At 37.0% G+C, this 20155-nt stretch carries 13 protein-coding genes; all 13 read left to right on the top strand.

Annotated elements, in window-relative coordinates:
- Positions 1–419 (top strand): T9SS type A sorting domain-containing protein (locus tag RAO94_05230; GenBank protein MDP8321731.1); only part of this gene is annotated, 419 nt, incomplete at its 5' end.
- Between the two features lie 340 nt (positions 420–759).
- Positions 760–2640: an Ig-like domain-containing protein gene (locus RAO94_05225; protein MDP8321730.1), complete on the top strand. Its 1881-nt coding sequence runs from the start codon at positions 760–762 to the stop codon at positions 2638–2640.
- A gap of 364 nt (positions 2641–3004) precedes the next feature.
- Entirely contained in the window at positions 3005–5257 is a 2253-nt protein-coding gene (locus RAO94_05220) for a sodium-translocating pyrophosphatase (protein MDP8321729.1), read from the top strand.
- 499 nt (positions 5258–5756) lie between these two features.
- Positions 5757–6281, top strand: coding sequence for a helix-turn-helix transcriptional regulator (locus RAO94_05215; GenBank protein ID MDP8321728.1), 525 nt, complete (start codon positions 5757–5759; stop codon positions 6279–6281).
- Positions 6282–6289: 8 nt separating this feature from the next.
- The gene (locus tag RAO94_05210) at positions 6290–6703 is read left to right on the top strand and encodes a YkvA family protein (protein ID MDP8321727.1); all 414 of its coding nucleotides are present in this window, start codon (positions 6290–6292) and stop codon (positions 6701–6703) included.
- A complete protein-coding gene (locus RAO94_05205) occupies positions 6693–6860 on the top strand; it encodes a hypothetical protein (protein ID MDP8321726.1) in 168 nt (55 codons plus the stop codon). Before RAO94_05210 ends, RAO94_05205 begins: the two co-directional genes overlap by 11 nt.
- A gap of 189 nt (positions 6861–7049) precedes the next feature.
- Entirely contained in the window at positions 7050–7313 is a 264-nt protein-coding gene (locus tag RAO94_05200) for a hypothetical protein (protein ID MDP8321725.1), read from the top strand.
- Between the two features lie 1192 nt (positions 7314–8505).
- A complete protein-coding gene (locus tag RAO94_05195; protein MDP8321724.1) occupies positions 8506–9750 on the top strand; it encodes a hypothetical protein in 1245 nt (414 codons plus the stop codon).
- A 238-nt stretch (positions 9751–9988) separates the two neighbouring features.
- The gene (locus tag RAO94_05190; GenBank protein ID MDP8321723.1) at positions 9989–13159 is read left to right on the top strand and encodes a right-handed parallel beta-helix repeat-containing protein; all 3171 of its coding nucleotides are present in this window, start codon (positions 9989–9991) and stop codon (positions 13157–13159) included.
- A gap of 13 nt (positions 13160–13172) precedes the next feature.
- On the top strand, positions 13173–15809 hold the full coding sequence (locus RAO94_05185; GenBank protein MDP8321722.1) for a right-handed parallel beta-helix repeat-containing protein: 2637 nt from the start codon (positions 13173–13175) through the stop codon (positions 15807–15809).
- A gap of 259 nt (positions 15810–16068) precedes the next feature.
- Positions 16069–16719, top strand: coding sequence for a transposase (locus RAO94_05180; protein MDP8321721.1), 651 nt, complete (start codon positions 16069–16071; stop codon positions 16717–16719).
- Between the two features lie 309 nt (positions 16720–17028).
- Entirely contained in the window at positions 17029–17907 is an 879-nt protein-coding gene (locus RAO94_05175; protein MDP8321720.1) for an AraC family transcriptional regulator, read from the top strand.
- 202 nt (positions 17908–18109) lie between these two features.
- The coding region (locus RAO94_05170) for a patatin-like phospholipase family protein (protein MDP8321719.1) at positions 18110–20155 on the top strand (2046 nt) is incomplete at its 3' end.

Here is a 20155-nt window from a genome sequence, read left to right as displayed (position 1 = left end):
TAGAAGTTATTTTCAGCTTTGACAGCAGTGACCTTTTAGAGGGAGAATACAGCACGGAAATTATTCTGGCTACCAATGACCCGGCAGAAGAATTCATATTTATCACAGTCAATATGACTGTATTCACGGTTGATAATGATCCGGCAGGATTACCTCAAGTCACTGGGATCCAATCAGTATTTCCTAATCCCTTTAATCCACAGACCTGCTTTAAATATGCATTATCAGAGCCAGCCAATGTGAAGCTGGATATCTACAATATTAAGGGTCAATTGGTGAAAGAATTAGTAAATGAATATCAGTCTGGGGGAAATTATTCGCTGATCTGGCAGGCAGATAAGGCAGTTAGCGGAGTTTATTTTTATAGATTCCAGGCAGGTAATGAGTATCAAACTGGTAAATTAATCTTATTGAAATAAATCTACTTTTATTATGAAGGGTTGCTTCGGCAGCCCTTTTTTTGTGCATGCATTCCCCTTAAATTAAATTGCTGTGCTCTTGTGCCAGACTCTGGTAGGGACAGACCCGGGTGTCTGCCCAGAATTTACTGTTTTTTTAATATTATCGAAGAAGGGCAGACACTTGGGTCCGCCCCTACCAGTCGGTGTATTAAACATTGATATGGGGGAAAAGTAAAAAAATGGGGATGCAATGCTAAAAGGAAAATTATTGACAAATAAATGGTATAATTTGATAATATAAATGTAATATCTAATAGTAAAAATTGCAAATTGGAAAATAGCGTCAGGGAGGTTTTGAATGAAGAAATTAATCTATTTCTTTGTAATTATAATAATAATGTTTGGCTGCAGTGATGACCCTACAGATACTGATGCAACATGCCCGGAAGTTACGATAACTTACCCTTTTGAAGGAGATACATTTTCTACTGGTTCAATAGTTTCTATCACAGCAGAGGCATCAGATAATAAAGCGATCGAAAAAGTTGAATTTTATCTGGATGAAGAATTGCTCTGTTCTATTACTGATACAGAATATCGTTATGAATGGGACACAACTAATAATACAGGTACACATTCTATTAAGGCGATAGCTTTTGATCCTTCCGGTAATACTGAAGAATCAGAGGCTATTAATGTAACAGTACGGCAGTTTAATCTTATAATCTCAGAAGTAGTTAATAGTTCAGATGATGCTGAATACAAGTACGTAGAGTTATTCAATTCAGGCACTTATTCAATTGATTTTGAAGCTGAGAACTGGTTTTTGACTATTCAGAAAGATGGCGTTGTAATGAATTCTATTTCCCTCAATGCTTCGTTACCTCCAAAAGGTGTTTACTTAATTTCATTTAATAGTGATGTACCAGATCACGATTTAGTATCAAGCCAGATATCAGGTGATGGAAATGACGGATATTTTCTTTATTTTGGTGGTGATCATGAAAGTGGAATATTAGTGGATTGCTTTGGAGTGATCGATCAAAATGGAACCGGACAGCAATGGGAATACTCCTCCACCATTGTTACCCGGAACAGCGACGTTTCTTTACCCAATCTTAATTGGAGTTCCTCTGAATGGACTTTTTTATCACCCGGTTCAAGTTCTGATGCAACTCCTGGCAGACACAGATGGAATTCATCTATATTCAGCTCAGAAATACTAATTGCTCCATCACATAACTCTCATGAATTTATCTTTCCCGGGATTGGGAATCTATTGATGACTATTGATATTGATGAACCTGATCCTGTTAACATTGTTATACAGGCAATTGACAATAAACTTCAAGAAAATGAATTATGCTACAATGGTTACTGGAATATATATATTGATAATAACTCAACTGATATAAATACCCAGATCACCTATCTGGAGGAAAATCTGGATCAGATCCCTGAAGATAGCCTGGTTGTTTCAGCTAATAGTCAAATATTACTAAGTATTCTCGATACATCGACTAATCAAATACAATTTGATCATCATTTCCCATCCTTTACGCGTCTTACATTGCACGATAGTAATATTGAAATTGATCCGCCATTACCAGTTACGTTGTCTTCCTTTTGTGCAATGTACTCAGATGATAAGCCAGTTTTGCAATGGATCACTCAATCTGAATTTAATAATGCAGGCTGGAATGTCTATCGCTCAGAATCAGATGATCTATCACTTTCTTGTGTGATAAACTCAGAGCTGATCCCTGGAGCAGGTACAACTACTGAGCCAACGGTATATAGCTTTGCTGATGAATATTATGTTGAAGGAGGTGCAACCTACTATTACTGGCTGGAATCTGTAAGTTATAACGGGTTTACAGAAACTTTTGGACCAATTTGCTTACAAATACCAGAATATCCTGACAATCAAACAATTCTCTCTGATTTTAATATTACGATAGTAGGTGATTATCCTGTTTTGAGCTGGATAACTTTATGTGAATACAACAATGCAGGTTGGAACATTTATCGAGGTTTTGGAGAGGATAATTTCGATGATGCCATCCAAATTAATCCAGAACTAATTGAAGGAGCTGGAACCTGTAATGAGCCAACATCTTATTCCTACACAGATCAACATATACTATATCCAGGTACAATTCATTATTACTGGCTGGAAGATGTGAAATATGATGGCAGCACAAACTTGCATCCTCCAACGATGGTTTATATTCCATAGTTCGATTTAACCGAAACCTGTAGCAATTAGTGTAAATCCCTTTATGGATATATCAATCTAACAAACTAGCAGTTTTTGACTGCCAAAACTGAACCAATTTAAAATGCTTTTTTTTGTGCATGCATCCCCCTGAAATTAAATTGCTGTGCTTTTTACCCCAGACTCTGTTAGGGGGCAGACCCGTGTTTATGCCTAGATTTTACTGTTTTAATACTGTCGAAAGAGGGCAGACACTTGGGTCTACCCCTAGTCGGTCTATCAAACATCGAAGTGCCTTTTTTTGTGTTCTTGACACCAGACGGTTAGATAAATTAATTGTATGAATTGAAAAAATACGAAATATAAAAAATGAATTGGAGGATTAATGAGTATTCCGATTATGTGGTATATTGCACCAGTAAGTGCAGTAGTGGCTTTATTATTTGCCTGGTATTTCTTTAATAATGTAAAGAAACAGGATCCGGGAACAGAACGGATGCAGGAGATAGCGGGTTATGTACGCGAAGGTGCTTTTGCCTATCTTAAGCAGCAGTATAAAGCTGTAAGTATCTTTTTTGTTATAGCCTTTGTGGTATTTAATCTCATGGCTCATCTGCTGCACGTGCTGCACTGGTTAGTGCCTTTGGCATTTTTAACTGGTGGTTTCTTTAGCGGACTGGCAGGATATATTGGCATGAATACCGCAACAATGGCATCAAACAGAACAACAGCAGCGTGCAGAACCAGCCTTAATAAGGGCTTGCAGATTGCTTTCCGCGCTGGCGCTGTGATGGGATTAGTGGTTGTGGGACTCGCATTGATCGATATTTCCATCTGGTTCTTTGTCCTTAAGAAAGTAAATATGGAATTACATACCATCACGGTAATCATGCTTTCATTTGGTATGGGTGCATCCACACAGGCATTATTTGCCCGTTTAGGTGGAGGAATCTTTACGAAAGCAGCCGATGTTGGTGCTGATCTCGTGGGTAAAGTGGAAGCCGGAATCCCGGAAGATGATCCACGTAATCCTGCAACTATTGCCGATAACGTAGGTGACAATGTGGGTGACGTAGCCGGAATGGGTGCCGATCTTTATGAATCATATTGCGGTTCAATATTGGCAACAGCAGCTCTTGGAATGTCAGCTTATCTTCAAGCAATAAAGATGAAGCCCGAAATCTTACCCCAAGCAGCAATGCAGATGGTAACAGCTCCTATGATATTGGCAGGAATCGGAATCCTGCTTTCAATAATTGGTGTATTCCTGGTTCGCTCAAAAGAAAATGCCGGACCAAAAGAACTTATGGCAGCTTTGAATAAGAGCGTTTATGGCAGTTCAATCCTTATCGTGATTGCCGCATATTTCGTAACAAAATTTATCCTTCCCTCAGATGTTATCAGCACAACCGGTGTATTCTTCTCAGTTGTGATCGGACTGGCTGCCGGTATTTTGATCGGATATTTCTCGGAACGCTCTACTTCTGATCATTATAAACCGACTAAACAAATTGTGGAACAGTCAAAATATGGACCGGCAACCGTAATTATTGAAGGGATTGCAGTAGGACTTGAAAGTGCCGCAATGCCGCTTATAATCATCGGTATCGCGATTATTTCCGCATTTACAATTTGTGGTGGATTTTCAGAAGGAATCGAATTTGGACTTTATGGCATCGGATTTGGCGCTGTGGGTATGCTGGCAACATTGGGCGTAACACTGGCAACTGATGCCTTTGGACCTATTGCCGATAATGCGGGTGGTAATGCAGAAATGTCAGGACTTCCCCCTGAAGTACGTAAGAAAACTGATGCACTGGATTCTGTAGGTAACACAACTGCTGCTACCGGAAAAGGCTTTGCTATCGGAAGTGCTGCCCTCACGGCAATGGCACTTATGGCTGCCTATCTGGAAGAAGTAAGGATCGGATTACAAATGCAGGATATACCTGACCTGGTGATAAATTACAGTGATAAACTTAAAGAAACCGTACCAGTAGCTACTGCTTCGATTGCAAATTTCATTTCTTATTATGAAGTTAACCTGATGAACCCGCGTTTTCTTGTGGGTATATTCTTAGGAACAATGGCTGTATTCCTCTTTTCATCAATGACCATGCGCAGTGTGGGAAAAGCTGCGGGAGTTATGGTGGCAGAAGTTAGACGCCAGTTCAAAGAAATCCCGGGAATCCTGGAAGGAAAAGCAACACCAGATTATAAGAGATGCGTAATGATCTCAACCGTGGGAGCTCAGAAAGAAATGGTTGCTCCGGCAATGGTAGGAATTTTTACACCAGTTATCGTAGGTGTGATCTTGGGAGTTGCAGGAGTACTTGGTGTACTCACTGGCGGACTCGTAGCAGGATTTGCTCTTGCCTGCATGATGAATAACGCTGGTGGTGCCTGGGATAATGCCAAGAAATTCATTGAAACCGGACAGAAAGGCGGAAAGGGCTCAGATGCTCATAAAGCTTGCGTTGTAGGTGATACAGTTGGCGATCCCTTCAAAGATACTACAGGACCTTCTATCAATATCCTGATCAAGCTTATGAGTATGGTAAGTATCGTGTTTGCCGGATTGATCGTGGCTGTAAGTCCTCATGTTCAGGCATGGCTGGGGATTGTGAAGCAATTTTGAATCCACCAAAGGCGGACAAGTTTTGAGTGTTGAATTTTGAATGAAAGACTGCACGCATAAGGGTGCTGAGGAATAATTTAAAGCCCGGATGTTTGTCCGGGCTTTTTTTATTAGGAAATCTGAAATATTTTTGAGGATATGCTTATTTATATTTATCTGACATCAGGTTGATCTCGATAATAATCTCCTTTACTTTTTTTGACTTTATTCTTTCTGCTACTGACAAAAATAAAAAGCGTATATCTTTTTGGCAAAAAATATTTTGTTAAATATTATGACAAAAAATTATTTGTCATCTTCTTTTGAGTAACATGCAGATCGTTACTATATCGGTAATGAAAATTCGATAAATAAGCTAACAATTTGAGAATCAAAGTGTCATTTAACAGAATATTATATTGTCAGGACAATATTTCTATTTCTATTGACAATATATTTTCTTGACAAATCTATTTATATTTTTTGGAATGGTCACAGTTTAAATAGAAGGAGTGGAATTTTGAGTCCTGAAAAATTAAAGAATTTTAGATTAGAGATGAATCTTACAAGAAAGAACCTGGCAGCTATGCTGGAAGTGAGTGAAGCAACAATTGTCCGCTGGGAAGATGAACATAAAGGAAAAGAGCCTTTGGAAATGAAGGAACAAGACAGTTTGCTTCTAGAAACATTAGCCTGGCTGTACGAAAAAGCAACTAAAACCAAAGAAATTAAAGAAGGAACTATACTTTATAGTTTGATATTAATGCTATCAGGCAGTACAAAACATCTGAAGTATTTGGAAAATAGGTTTATATTCTGGAGAATGTTTAACTTATCATCAACATCAATAATAGCATATAATGTTATGACTCCCAGTATATTAATCCAACTTTTAATGCATCTATTTATGAGTAAAAAGAATAAGTCAATTGAGAAATATATTGAATTATACACTGAATACGGAAAGACTTATGGAGTGAGAGCCTTGCTATGTATTGCCGGTAAAATAAAGCTGGCAGAACAAAGGGAAATACCTATTAAATAGGAGGATACATGTCAGAAGATGAAAGGATTGAAATTGCTAAAAGCAAAATTAATGAAGAATTTGTTACCAAGGGAGCCGAAAAGATTACGACTGATGACGTAGAAAGAGTAATCTCGAAATCAGAAAAGATTTTAGAAATGTTTAGGAAAATACCTGTATTGGGAAGGTATCTTGAGGATATTTTAGTGATGTTGCAGATGCTGACAGATTATATTAAGGGGAAATATAAAGAAGTCCCCTGGTGGGTAATTGCTTCGGTTACATTTGCTTTAGTCTATCTACTTAGCCCCATTGACGTGATACCAGATTTTATTCCCGTAATCGGTTACATTGATGATGCCTTTGTGATTGGAATATGTCTCCTTCTAATAGAGAATGATTTACAGGCATATCGTGAATGGAGGTTTAATAATGGCTCGTAAAATTAGAAGTGATGCAAAATTAGGGAGTGTTCTGGAAAGAGCAGGGATTCCTAAAGATAAACAGAATGATGTTTTGAAATCCAAAAAAGGAAGAAATGTTAGAAAAGATGTAAAAATAGATACATTAAGAAAACGTGCTGGGAAGAAGAAAAACTAAATTCCGACAAAGTACTCATAGGAATCATCATATTAAAACCGAACTTGTAAAGCATCGGAATACGTCGTAGATCAATCGTCCCCGATTGATCATTTTTAAATCACTCAATCGGGGACGATTAAGCTACATAAATCACATATCAAAATAATTACTAAACAATGTAATAAGTATCTATCAAGTAATGGTAGATTGATTGATCATCAGCTTGATTTTGATAATAAGCGTGTCATTGTAATAATTGAATTGAAAGGTGAAAAAGAGCAATTTAATATAGTTTTATCAGATTTAAAAGTGATTGAGAATGCTGGGGTTTATTATTTGAAGATAGGCAGATTTGATATTGAAAGAGAATGGATAAAGCTATTAGGTCAGGATTATCTGGATGGTAAATTTGGAGATCCAAGAATTAATTTACCAGAAAAGGTGGGAAAAATGCTGAGTAATGTTATTTAGAATCCTTTGATTAAGAAGATTTCTTTAAAAAGAGATTACATAGTGACATAATATGGGAATAGTTAAATAGTTAGTCGTGAGATGTGAGTCGTGAAAAGTGAGTCGTAAATGCACGCTTATGCGTGCTGAGGAATAATATAAAGCCCGGATTTTTGCCCGGGCTTTTTTATTAGAAAATGAGAAAGATTTTTGAGGATATGCTTATTTATTCATCTGCCAACAGGCTGATCTCTGCAATAATCTATTCTATCGTTTTTGGGGTTTTTCAAATTTCTGCCACTGACAAAAATGAAAGAGTATAACTGTTTGGCAAAATATATTTTTGTTTAACTATTATGACAAAATATTATTTGTTATCCACCTTTGAGTAACATACAGATCGTTACTATATCAGTTATAAAGATTTGGACATAAGCTAATAATTTGAGGATAAGAAGTTTGTTCACTATCTTTATTTTGTGATTTTAATTGACAGAATAATTAATATTCTTCTGTTTTTACATAAGCTCGAACATGATTAAAAATGTGTGTAATGAAGAATTATTGGGAGGGATTATTAAATTGATTAATAGCGATAGAATTATTAAATATTTCCCGAAAGATCCGTTTTTTAAGATATTATACCAGAACAAACTCACGAATAAAAGATTACTATTCTACCTGTAAGTATTAAGGTTTTCATTAATAATCGATATCAATAATTTATAAAGAGTTCTGCAAAAATAAGCAGAAAAATAGAGTGAGAATTTAGCAATGATAATGCAAGCAAAATATAAGAACAGAAAAATCTATTTCTTGTTTGTAATTTTTATTATTTTTTGAATAATAAAACAGGTCTTTATAAGCGAATATGTGATTTTGAGCATGTTCAACTATGGCGTTGATAATCAACATCCTGAGGAATAACGTTTAATACCGCTCAAATCAAGATGAGAAAACATTTCGGAATATTCCATGACAAGTGGGGTATTCATTTCATCATGTGAGTATTCATAATGAAACTCACATTGAAGAATGACATTTATAAGGCATTTTGGCTCCTTTTAATTTATTGTTCCATAAGACATTAAGACAATATTTTTTCAGTTAGCAGGTAGTTAAAGTGTTTCAAAGTAATATAACTTATTTCTTATCAATAATTTAGTAAATGTTAAGAAGACTTTAGATTAAAAAACAAATTGTGGAGGAAAAGATGAGAATTAATGTAATTTTTTTATTGTTTGTTATGTGCATTTGTGCAGGTTTATTTGGGCAGTATGGTAATTATGCCTTACACCCTTTTGAACCAGGAATAATTGACGCAAGGGCAGAAGCACTTGGAAGTACTTCAATATTATCTTCAAGTGGAGCGAATTATATTTTTAATAATCCTGCAATGTTAAGTCGCTTAGACAGTAAAAATTTTCAGCTAAGTTGCCTGGCAAAGTTTGGTAAAAGTGAAAATACTGAAGATATTGAAGGATATGATAGTGAAACATATGAAAGAGAATATCCATTTCATTTTAAAATAAATGGGTTATCATTTGGAATGCCTTACGAAATGACAAACTCTCAGGATATGAAGATCGGCTTTGGAGTTGGTTATAGGACATACTATGATCTAAGTTATAATTATCACTATGAAAACAACGATGATGATTATACGTATGAGGTTGATAGAAATGCTCACGGAGGATATAACACATTGGTTTTGGGTGGTGGAGTGTGTTATCAGGAGAAAATGTATGGAGGTATTTCGTTAAGTTTTCCATTTTTAAGTACCTATTCAGTAGAGACTGAAGAAAATATTGAAGGAGAGATAGATAAATACGATTATGAAGGAACATTAACCGGAACTTTTTTTACATTAGGTGGAGCTTATATACTTAATGAGAAGATGACTATCGGTGTAAGGTTAAGAACAGGTATCACGCTGAACGATGAATATGAATATGATGATGGTGATAAAGATGAAGATGATATCATAATACCATCTGAATTTGGCTTAGCTATGGAGATGAAACCCAATGACAGAGTAAAGTTATATCTTGAATATCTGACACGAGGTTTAAGTAATTACGAGATAGAAGAAGGTAATGAAACTTATGATTTGTATGAAGATTCTGATAATGGCTATTCTTTGAGAGCGGGATTAGAAACTGGTTCAGAATCTCTTTTTCGGTTAGGATTTTTTATGCAAAGCGTACCTATCTATGAATTGTTAGAAATTGACGATGATTGGGAAGGAGTTTATGATGAAAAACCATTAACAGAGATGGGCTTTACAGTAGGATTCGGATTGAAGATGGGACCTCAGACTACCTTAGGTATTTATGGAGCATATTCTTTCCTTAATTATGAAGAAAGTTTTGATTATGATGGTTGGAGAAATGACATTGATGAAGAATATTCTAACAGCAGAATTAAATTGGGATTTACGTTGGGTTCTAATTTTTAACCAATTAGCAGAATCATTGATATAAAAGGTTAGTTAATAAATTACCATCGCAAGTTAGCGGTGGTATTTTTTTTTATGACCAGTCATCATACTTATTTCCTGGCTTTTTTATTGTGAACGAAGTGAACATTGTAAACATTATTAACTAAGTTCATTTGTAATTAATCTTCTTGACAGATTTATTTTCAATGGCGTTAAATGAATATAGGATTATTTGGATGAATCTACGGAGGAAATTATGAAAAAAGGTTTATTTTTTTTAATTATTATGAGCGGATTATTTCTGCTTGCTGAGACGATTTATGTCCCTGATGATTACCCTGCAATTCAGGAAGCTATTAATGCATCTGAAGATAGTGACCTTGTACTAGTCTCTCCTGGAACTTATTTTGAGAATATAAGCTTCTTTGGTAAGGCAATAACTGTGGCTTCTTTGTATTATACAACCCAGGAACCTGGTTATATATCGGATACTGTTATCAATGGTGGTGGAGCAAGTCATGTAGTATGTTTTGAAAATGGCGAAACACCAGAATCGGTTTTAACGGGTTTTACTATAACAAATGGAAATGCTTCCTGTGGTGGAGGAATTCATTGCGAATATTCCAGTCCAGTTATCACTGATCTAATCATCACTGGTAATAGTGCCGATACCTATATGGGTGGGGGTATTCATATAATCAATGATAGTAATGTCCAGATAGAAAACGTAGTCATAGAAAATAATTTTGCGGATCATGAAGGTGGAGGGATTTATATCAATAATAATTGTGAGGTTAATCTGGTAGGAGTTACTATCAGAGATAATGATGCCTACTGGTTTGGCGGGGGAATCAAGATCAGCAACAGCAGTCTGCATTTGGAAGATGTAAATATTCAGGGGAATTTTGCTCCAGAAAAAGGTGGGGGTATCTGCTGTTATGCAGAAACCGAACTTACCTTTAGTACTGATAACCGCAGCAGTGTTTTTAACAATCACAGCAGCTATGCGTGTGATATCTATTCTGATGTGCTAATAGATGTGATAGTGGATACATTCACTGTAGATGAACCTACCACAAGTCAGGCAGCACCGATCGAGAATTTCAGTTTTGATATATTAACTCCCTTACATGAATTGATAAATTGTGACATCTATGTATCACTTGATGGAAATGACCTTAATAGTGGGTATAGTGCAGAAGAGCCTCTGTTGACAATTTCACTTGCCACCTCGATCATTCAGGCAGACAGCCTTAATCTGCACACTGTCTGGATCGCTGAGGGCACCTATTCACCTTCTACTAATAGAGATTTTTTCCCTATTGGGGTACCTGAAAATATAACAATATCTGGTGCTTCTATGGAAAATACAATACTTGATGCCGACAGCACTGCGGGAGTACTTAGTTTTGTGGAATCTAATAATAGTGGAGCAAATAACCTGACGATTACCCACGGTCGAGCTACTTATGGTGGGGGTATTCACTGTGATTATTCCTCTCCGCTTCTGGAAGACCTGATCATAGAAAATAATATTTACCTGTTTACATATTCACAGGGAGGTGGAATTTTTTGCGGCCATAATTCAAATCCCGTGATCAATAATGTAATTATCAGAAATAATACAACCCTTCTTGGAGGAGGGATTTGTTGCGAGTTTTCCTCTAACCCGCTGATCAGCAACGTGATCATTGATAACAATCGTGCTCTGGGAGATGGCGGAGGTATATATTTACGCTCTTCATCTTGCCCTTCTCTTTCTAATGTCACAATCACTAACAATACCTCTGATGAGTTTGGTGGTGGGATATATGCCCTCAGTCCACCTGCTCTGATGGAAAATGTGAGCATTAGAAATAATCAATGCTCCTCATATGGGGGTGGAATTTATCTTCAAGAAGGTAGTCTCCTATTGTCAGGAGTGAACATAACTAATAACCGGGGAGGTGCGGGAGGAGGTTTCTATATAGCATCGATGGCAACTCCAGTTTTTGATCCTGAAAACCGCTGTAATATCTATTTGAATAACTCTATAGAACGGGATAACGGCTGCGATTTATTCTATTTTGCCTATGAAGATATAATCCAGGTAATAGTTGATACTTTCACAGTCATGAACCCTACTGATTTTCATGCCTGCCCTTGCAACATGTTTAGTTTTGATATCCAGAATGTAGTATATGAACAGATAGACAGTGATCTTTATGTATCACCTGATGGGGATAATTCAAATAGCGGTATTAATGCAGAAGAACCCTTTAAAACAATATTGCATGCTTCCATGGTAATGCAGGCAAGTTCTGACAATCCTCACAATATTTATCTGGCAGAGGGCACATATAGTCCCCTTACCAATGAAGAATATTTTCCAGTGAGTTTACCCAGTTATGTATCATTAACAGGTGAAAGTCAGCAAACTACTATTTTAGACGCTTTGGGTTTTGCCGGGGTAATAGCTCTTGATAATGCAGACAGTGTAAGTATCTCTGATATCACTATTTGCAATGGTGAAGCAGAAAATGGGGGCGGCATTAAGAGCTTTTCGTCAACACTCAGTTTGCACAATGTGCTTATACAAGGAAATAGTGCAGAAGATACTGGTGGTGGAATTGATATCAGCTATGGAGGATCACTCCAACTTAGTAATGTGACTCTAACCAATAACTCCGCAGATAGAGGGGGCGCGATATTCAGCTACCACGCTGATACCAATAATCTTATAAATGCTACAATTACTAATAATTTTGCTAATCAAGGCGGAGGTATTTACAGCTATCGTTCTGATTTTAATCTGGTTAATAGTATATTATGGGGTGATGGACCTATTATATTTTCTTCAAGCTGGATACCATCAATTCTGATGATCGCTCACACTGACCTGCAAGGTGGTTATGAAAATATAGTGACTATTGAGGAATGCATAATTGACTGGCTCGATGGAAATATTGATAGTGATCCCATGTTCACATTTCCCGGAACAGATTTTTCTCTTTTAGAAGATTCTCCCTGTATTGATGCTGGAACAGCCTACTTTGAATATGAAGGCGAAGTGTTAGTTGATCTGGATGAGAGCGAGTATTTTGGTTCTGCACCTGATATGGGGGCCTGGGAATATTATCCGGTTGATAGTGGAGAAGAATGTATCCCGAATACAGGTCTTGCACTTAATAATTATCCTAATCCTTTTAATCCAGAGACACAATTGGTATTCAACCTACCAGAGGATGAACACGTTAAATTAGCAGTTTACAATTTGAAAGGTCAACGAGTGAAGACGCTTGTGGATGAAGTTATGGCAGCAGGGGAGAATAAAATAATCTGGGATGGCAGAAATAAGACTGGGCAACCTGTAGGTTCTGGTGTCTATCTGGTAAAACTGCTAAGTGAAAAAGAGAAAGTAATAAAGAAGATAATGTTGATGAAATAATGAGTGAGTAATTATGAAGCAGATACTAACATGGATATTTATTATTAGTCAATTATTTCTGCTGGCAGAGACGATCTATGTACCTGATGATTATCCTGCTATTCAGGAAGCAATTAATGAGTCTGAAGATGGTGATCAGGTTATTGTATCTCCTGGCACATATACTGAATGTATTAATTTCCTCGGTAAAACGATAACAGTAGCTTCTTTATTTTATACTACTCAAGACACCAGTTATATTTCACAAACTGTGATAGATGCTTTTTACAACGATAGCGTAGTAACATTCTGCAATTCAGAAACTTCAACTTCAGTTTTAAGCGGTTTCACACTGATCAATGGCTTTAGCAGTTTAGGTGGTGGAATCTACTGCCTGGAAGCAAGCCCCATGCTTGATCATCTAACGATTTATAACTGTAGTGCGAACTCTTATTCAGGTGGTGGTATTTACTGCGAGAGCTGTAATTCAATCCAGATGGAGAGCTTGATTATCTATAATAATACAGCTACAATGTGGGGCGGTGGAATATTCATGAATGACTGTTCTAATGCAGCTCTCAGCAATTCAGAGATCAGGAATAACAGCAGTTCTTATACTGGCGGAGGAATGCAATGTTTAGTCTCAACCATGGAATTAGAGAACGTTATAATCTCAGATAATCTATCCGGGTGTCACGGTGGAGGAATATATGCTCAGAACTGTGACATTATCACTATGCAAAATTGCGAAGTAATAAGTAATAATGTTTATATTGATCATTTTTATTCATCTGGCGGCGGTGTGTGTTTCATTGAAGAAGGTGAACTGGTTTTGGATCATGTGGAAATATTGAATAATACTGCCATTAATGGGGGTGGATTATATCTTGGGCACTATCCAGTTACAGAAGTGACTATGGACAGTGTAGTGATAGCTGGTAATTCTGCCCGAATAAGTGGTGGCGGTATATATAGCCATAATGCTAATTTGCACATAACCAATTCTGAAATCAGAGATAATGTAAGTGATAAAGGCGGAGGGATCACATTTATGGGAAACCAGAACGCCTATCTGGAAGATGTGATGATAGCTAATAATAGAAGTTTTACTCTCGGAGGTGGAATTTATATTTGGGATTCATACGCCCTGCTGGCTGGCGTGACAATAACTGAGAACCAGGCAGAACTGGGAGGAGGAATATTTTTCCGAAACTCTAATCCGGATTTCAGCATTACAAACCTTTGTAGTATCTATCTGAATAACATAGGATTACGCGGTAATGGTAATGAACTATATTCCCAGGAATACGTGAATATCGCTATTGATACATTTACGGTTTTAGAGCCCAGCAGCTATCACATTACTGATCTAAGTAATTTTGATATCTCAATTCAAAATGGTATAATAGAACAGATAAGTGCAGACCTTTATGTATCTCCTGATGGTGATAATATGAATAGCGGATTATCAGCAGAAGAACCATTGAAAACAATATATTATGCCTGCAACTGCCTTTTGCCCCAAAATGATGAAACATCAATTATTCATCTGGCAAATGGGAATTACAGTTATTATTCTAATGGTGAGAGTTTCCCGGTTAATCTGCCTGATAATGTGTTCTTAGAAGGCGAATCCCAGCAGAATGTTATCCTTGATGCCACTGGCAGTAATAGTGTAATGACCTTTTACAATACTAATAACTGCCAGGTTAGCAGAGTGACTCTTCAAGGTGGATGTGATATCAGGGGTGGTGGAGTTTATCTGGAAAATTCCAGTCCGGTTTTCAGGGAAGTAACGCTTAGAAATAATACTGCCACGGAATCTGGGGGCGGGATGTATTGTGATGGGACGTCATCCCCACGTCTGGAAAAAGTTACTCTTATAAACAATACCAGCACGGAAAAAGGAGGAGGTATTGCCTGTATTTCCCTCTGCCATCCGCAATTAGTGAATGTTACCATGGCAAACAATCAGGCATTAATGGGCGGAGGAATTTATTGTGAAGAGGAAAACTATCCTGTTCTGGTAAACAGTATTTTATGGAATAATCTTCCTGAGCAAGTCTATTTTGCTACTAATCAAAATTTAGATAACTACATCACCATTGCCTATTCGGATATCGAAGGAGGTCAGGAAGAGATCGTGACTAACGACGGCGGATTTGTAAACTGGCTGGCAGGAAATCTCAACACCAATCCGGACTTTGTAAATCCAGAAACAGATTATAATCTAACGAATAACTCTCCCTGCCTAAATGCAGGCATAGCCTATTTTGAATATGAAGGTGAAGTATTGGTTGACATGGATGAGAGCGAGTATTTTGGTTCTGCACCTGATATGGGTGCCTGGGAATATTATCCAGTTGAAAATGTAGAAGAATGTATCCCGAATACTGGTCTTGCACTTAGTAATTATCCCAATCCTTTTAATCCGGAGACAAAGATATATTACACAACGTCAGATGACACGCAGATAACTGAAATCGCTATTTACAATTTGAAAGGGAGAAAAGTGAAAACTCTTATTAAGGATAAGGTCAGTGAAGGAGAACATACTGTTTTCTGGAATGGAGAAGATGAATCTGGCAAGCAATGTGCCAGTGGGATATTCTTTTGCAGAATTTCTAATGGAGCAGATGTAAAAGTGAATAAGATTACTTTGTTGAAGTAGTGAACATTACCTGATACGTAGATCAATCGTCCCTGATTGATTTCTTGTAAAAAAAATACTTAATCGAGGACGATTAAGCTACATACCCCTTAATCAGGTATTTCATTATTAAATATTCCAGTCATTTCGACGAAGTTTTCATTGTAGATCAATCGTCCCTGATTGATTTCTTGTAAAAAAAATACTTAATCAAGGACGATTAAGCTACTTCCATAAATCATTTATTGACAAAAACAACACATCTTCTTATAGATTGAATATGTCAAAACTAAAATATAAGGAATTTTATCGTAATAATTTACCTCATTATCAACCTGAAGGTGCAGTATTTGCAATTTCTTTCAGATTAGCATTTAGTCTTCCGAGAATTATATTAGCACAATTGAAAGCAGAAAAAACAGAATTTGATAAAATTTCTGAGCAACTATCAGGAAAAGAAAAAGAGAATTACACCTTTGAGTTTAAACGAAAATATTTTGAAGAGTTTGACAACTTTATTGATAAATATCAAAGTAATGCTGATTGGCTGAGGAATGTTGAAATATCGGAAATCGTGAAAAATTCTGTCTTATTCCTCGATAAGAAAAAGTATCTGCTCCACTGTTTAACTATCATGCCTAATCATCTGCATTTGATATTAGAACCTGCTATGAAAGCTGAATGCCGGTTTCCCATTGCAGAAATTATGCATTCTTTAAAAGGTTTCACGGCCAGAGAATGCAATAAGAAATTGTGCAGGAAAGGACAATTCTGGCAGCATGGACATTATGATCACATGATTCGTGATGATGATGATTATAATTATCAGTTCAACTATATAAAGAATAATCCGGTAAAAGCCGGACTTGTAAAGTATTGGGAAGAATGGAAATACTTCGTAGATCAATCGTCCCTGATTGATTTCTTGTAATAAAAAACTTAATCGAGGACGATTAAGCTACACAATTACTTAATCAGGAATGATAAAGCAATTCACTTATCATCCGATACTATCTTTCATATAATGCTATTTATATACGATACCATCGGACATAAATCACATATCTTGGAAAATAATATTTCAGATATTATAGTAAGTTTTTCCTACACGTAGATCAATCGTCCCTGATTGATTTGTAATAAAAAACTTAATCGAGGACGATTAAGCTACGAAATAAATAGAAAAATTGACAGGTTATTACGATTCAGGTATAAGCAAAAAAAGTCAATGAGGGTAGAAATGGCGGATTATCAGAGAATATTGCAGAGCAGCGTGAATTTTATGGAGCAGAGACTCTTGCAGGGGATTGAGCTGGAAGACATCGCAGAGCGGGCGGGGCTTTCGCTTTATCACTTCATGCGGGTATTTGCGGGATTTACTGGTTATACGCTGAAGGGCTATATCCGCCAGAGAAGACTTTCAGAAGCTGCCCGGGAATTGCTAGAAGGTGAAGCATACATCTATGATCTGGCAGAGAAATATGGTTTTACCTCTGTGGAAGCATTCATCCGAGCATTTAAGAAGCAATTTAAACTAACCCCTCAGGAATATCGAAAGCAAAATCAATTGATTTATTATATACCAAAAATGAGAGTGCAGATCTGCCTCCCTGATCAAGGAGGATACATGGTGAAATACCAAATCAAAGAAATGCCCCCGTTAACCGTAATCGGCAGAAAACAGAAAGTGAGAAGCAGTGAGACTTCTAAAACTATCGACCGGATGATTGCAGAATTCCGGGAATTAAACCAAAAAAACAATTTTACCAGCGACGAAACTATCGTGGGAATATGCTTTCATGACCCCAGATTTTTTGAACAGCAGCCAGCGCCTGAAGATGAATGGTGGTATATGGTTGGTTACCTGGCAAAAAATGAAGATAATGTTCCCGAAGGATTGGAGAAGTATCAGGTATCAGCACAGCGTTATGCAGTATTCACTCATCCTGGTAATCTGAGCAATCTGGGAAAGACATACCGTTATATCTGTCTGGACTGGATCAGCAGCGTAGATCATGAATTTGCTCCTGCAGATGAACTGAATTTCTATGATAACCGTTATGATGCAGAGCAGTCTGATAATTCGGAATATGAGCTTTTTATTCCTATCTTGAGATAATTTGTACTAATATTCACAGGAACGGAGAATTCTCCGTTCCTGTGGAAACCCATGTAGGTAAATCATCCCTGATTGACCATTAAAGAATGATTAATATACGAATCACTTAATCAAGGATGATTAAGCTACATGTGCCCCAGAAGATTTTTTTATTGCCTAAAAACACCTTAGTTTTTTATTCGATACTAATTATGGTGAATAAATGAAGAAACATATAATAATATTGATCTTGCTGGTTGGTTCCATACTTATTTATGGAGCTGGAACTGGTTTAGCACTTTCCGGTGGAGGTGCACGCGGATTTGCACATATTGGTGTACTGAAAGTTCTTGATGAAGAAGGGATCAAGATAGATCAGATAGCTGGAACAAGCACTGGAGCACTTATTGCCAGCCTGTATGCCTGTGGATATAGCGGAGCAGAAATAGAAGATCTGGTGCTTAAAATTGATTGGCAGGCGCTTATCAATGATCAGGTTGAGCGTAAGAGCAAACCGATAAGTTTCAAACACTGGCAGGATGAAAGCAATCTTTCTTTAAGACTGCAGAACCTTACTCCAATTCTTCCAGAAGGTGTGACTCCCGGTAATGGTATTATCAATGAATTATTCAACCTGACGTGGGGATCATGTACCAGCAAAGATTTCAATAAACTAAACATACCACTACGAATTCCTGCTACGGATGCAGTTAATGGAGTAACAAAAGTATTTGACCATGGAAATCTTCATGAAGTAATATTTGCTTCTTTCTGTTTTCCAACCCTTCTTCAACCCTTCAAATTAGATGACAAGCTTTATATTGATGGTGGGATATTGATGAACCTGCCCACAGAGCCGCTTAGAGAGATGGGATCCGATCTGATAATTGGGATTAAAACAAATTCATCTCTTAAACAATCTGCTGATATTCACGGCGTGCTGGATGTGCTGGAACAAACTGCCGGTGTATCTATGAGATCAAATATTCAATCCAGTTTAGAAGATTGTGATATAATAATAGAACCTGACCTTTCAGAATATGCAATGCTCAGATTTGATGCAATAAAAGAGATCATTGATGCAGGAGAAAGGGCAGCCCGTGCTGCATTACCTCAGCTTACCGGACTTACCAGACTCGAAAGTAAACCTGAACCCAAAACTGAAATTGCTACAAGGATAACCCTGAGAAAAATCGAGATACAGGGAAATAAATATTTAAAGAAAACTGAAATCCTCAACTACCTTGGACTCAAAGCCAGGCACAGTTACAGCAAAGCCCAGATCAGCACTGCCTTTCGCCGTGCCTATAACACAGACCTATTCCAGATGATCTATCCCGTGATCAACCGTGTTGATGATGGTTTTTATCTGATAGTGAAGGTTATGGAAAGGCACCGTTCTTATGTTAAAATGAACCTGTCTTACAATATTACTGATAATATCACTATGCGGCTTTTATCTGATCATAAAAACAGTATCCAACCTAATTCGAGGCTTATCGGATCTTTGGAGATCGGAAAGAACAATAAATTCTGCCTGGATTATATCAAGAATTTTGGTCATGATTTTGGTTTGTATTACCATCTTTTTCCCTATATAAGTGAAATCCCGATCTATGAATATGATGATGATTTTATGAAACTGAAAAGCGTTGAAGCTGTGGAAACAGGCTTTACAGATGGACTGGGATTTTTCTTCCATAAATCGCTAATTCTGGAATTCTATAGCTTCCTTTATAATAAGAAAATTTATCAAGATATTGGCGGAGAAAAACTTGATGAACCTTACTTTCTCTCCTGGGGTGGAGGGGCCAAGCTATATTTTGAGACACTTGATGATCTGGTTTTTGGGATGAAAGGGATTAAGCTGATCAGTAAATATACTGTAGCGAAAAGTGACGATGGAGATAATGGGAAATATCAAAAAAGTCTTCATAAATTTGAAATGATCCATCCCTTAGCACAGCACCTTTCCTTACGTTATAAATTTGAATATGGCTCTTATTTCAATAATGCTATCCCCTATGATCCCTTTTATATTGGTGGAATAGACAGCTTTCTAGGACTGCATGAATATGACCGTAGCTCATCAGTATATAAGATCAACAGTATCTCACTCCGGCTGAACCCTTATAAAAAGCTTTACGTGGAAGTTCTGCTCAATAACCTTAATCTGGGTTATGTGGATAACTGGGAAATAGGTGATGAACTTGATTGGGCTGGAGGACTTATCATTGGCTACAAATTCCCTCTGATACCTGTTCGTGTG

Origin of the sequence: Candidatus Stygibacter australis, from assembly GCA_030765845.1 — a bacterium.
Classification (GTDB): Bacteria; Cloacimonadota; Cloacimonadia; order Cloacimonadales; family TCS61; genus Stygibacter; species Stygibacter australis.
The sequence above is the reverse complement of the archived record's forward strand: the minus strand, read 5'-3'. Positions and strand labels throughout refer to the sequence as shown.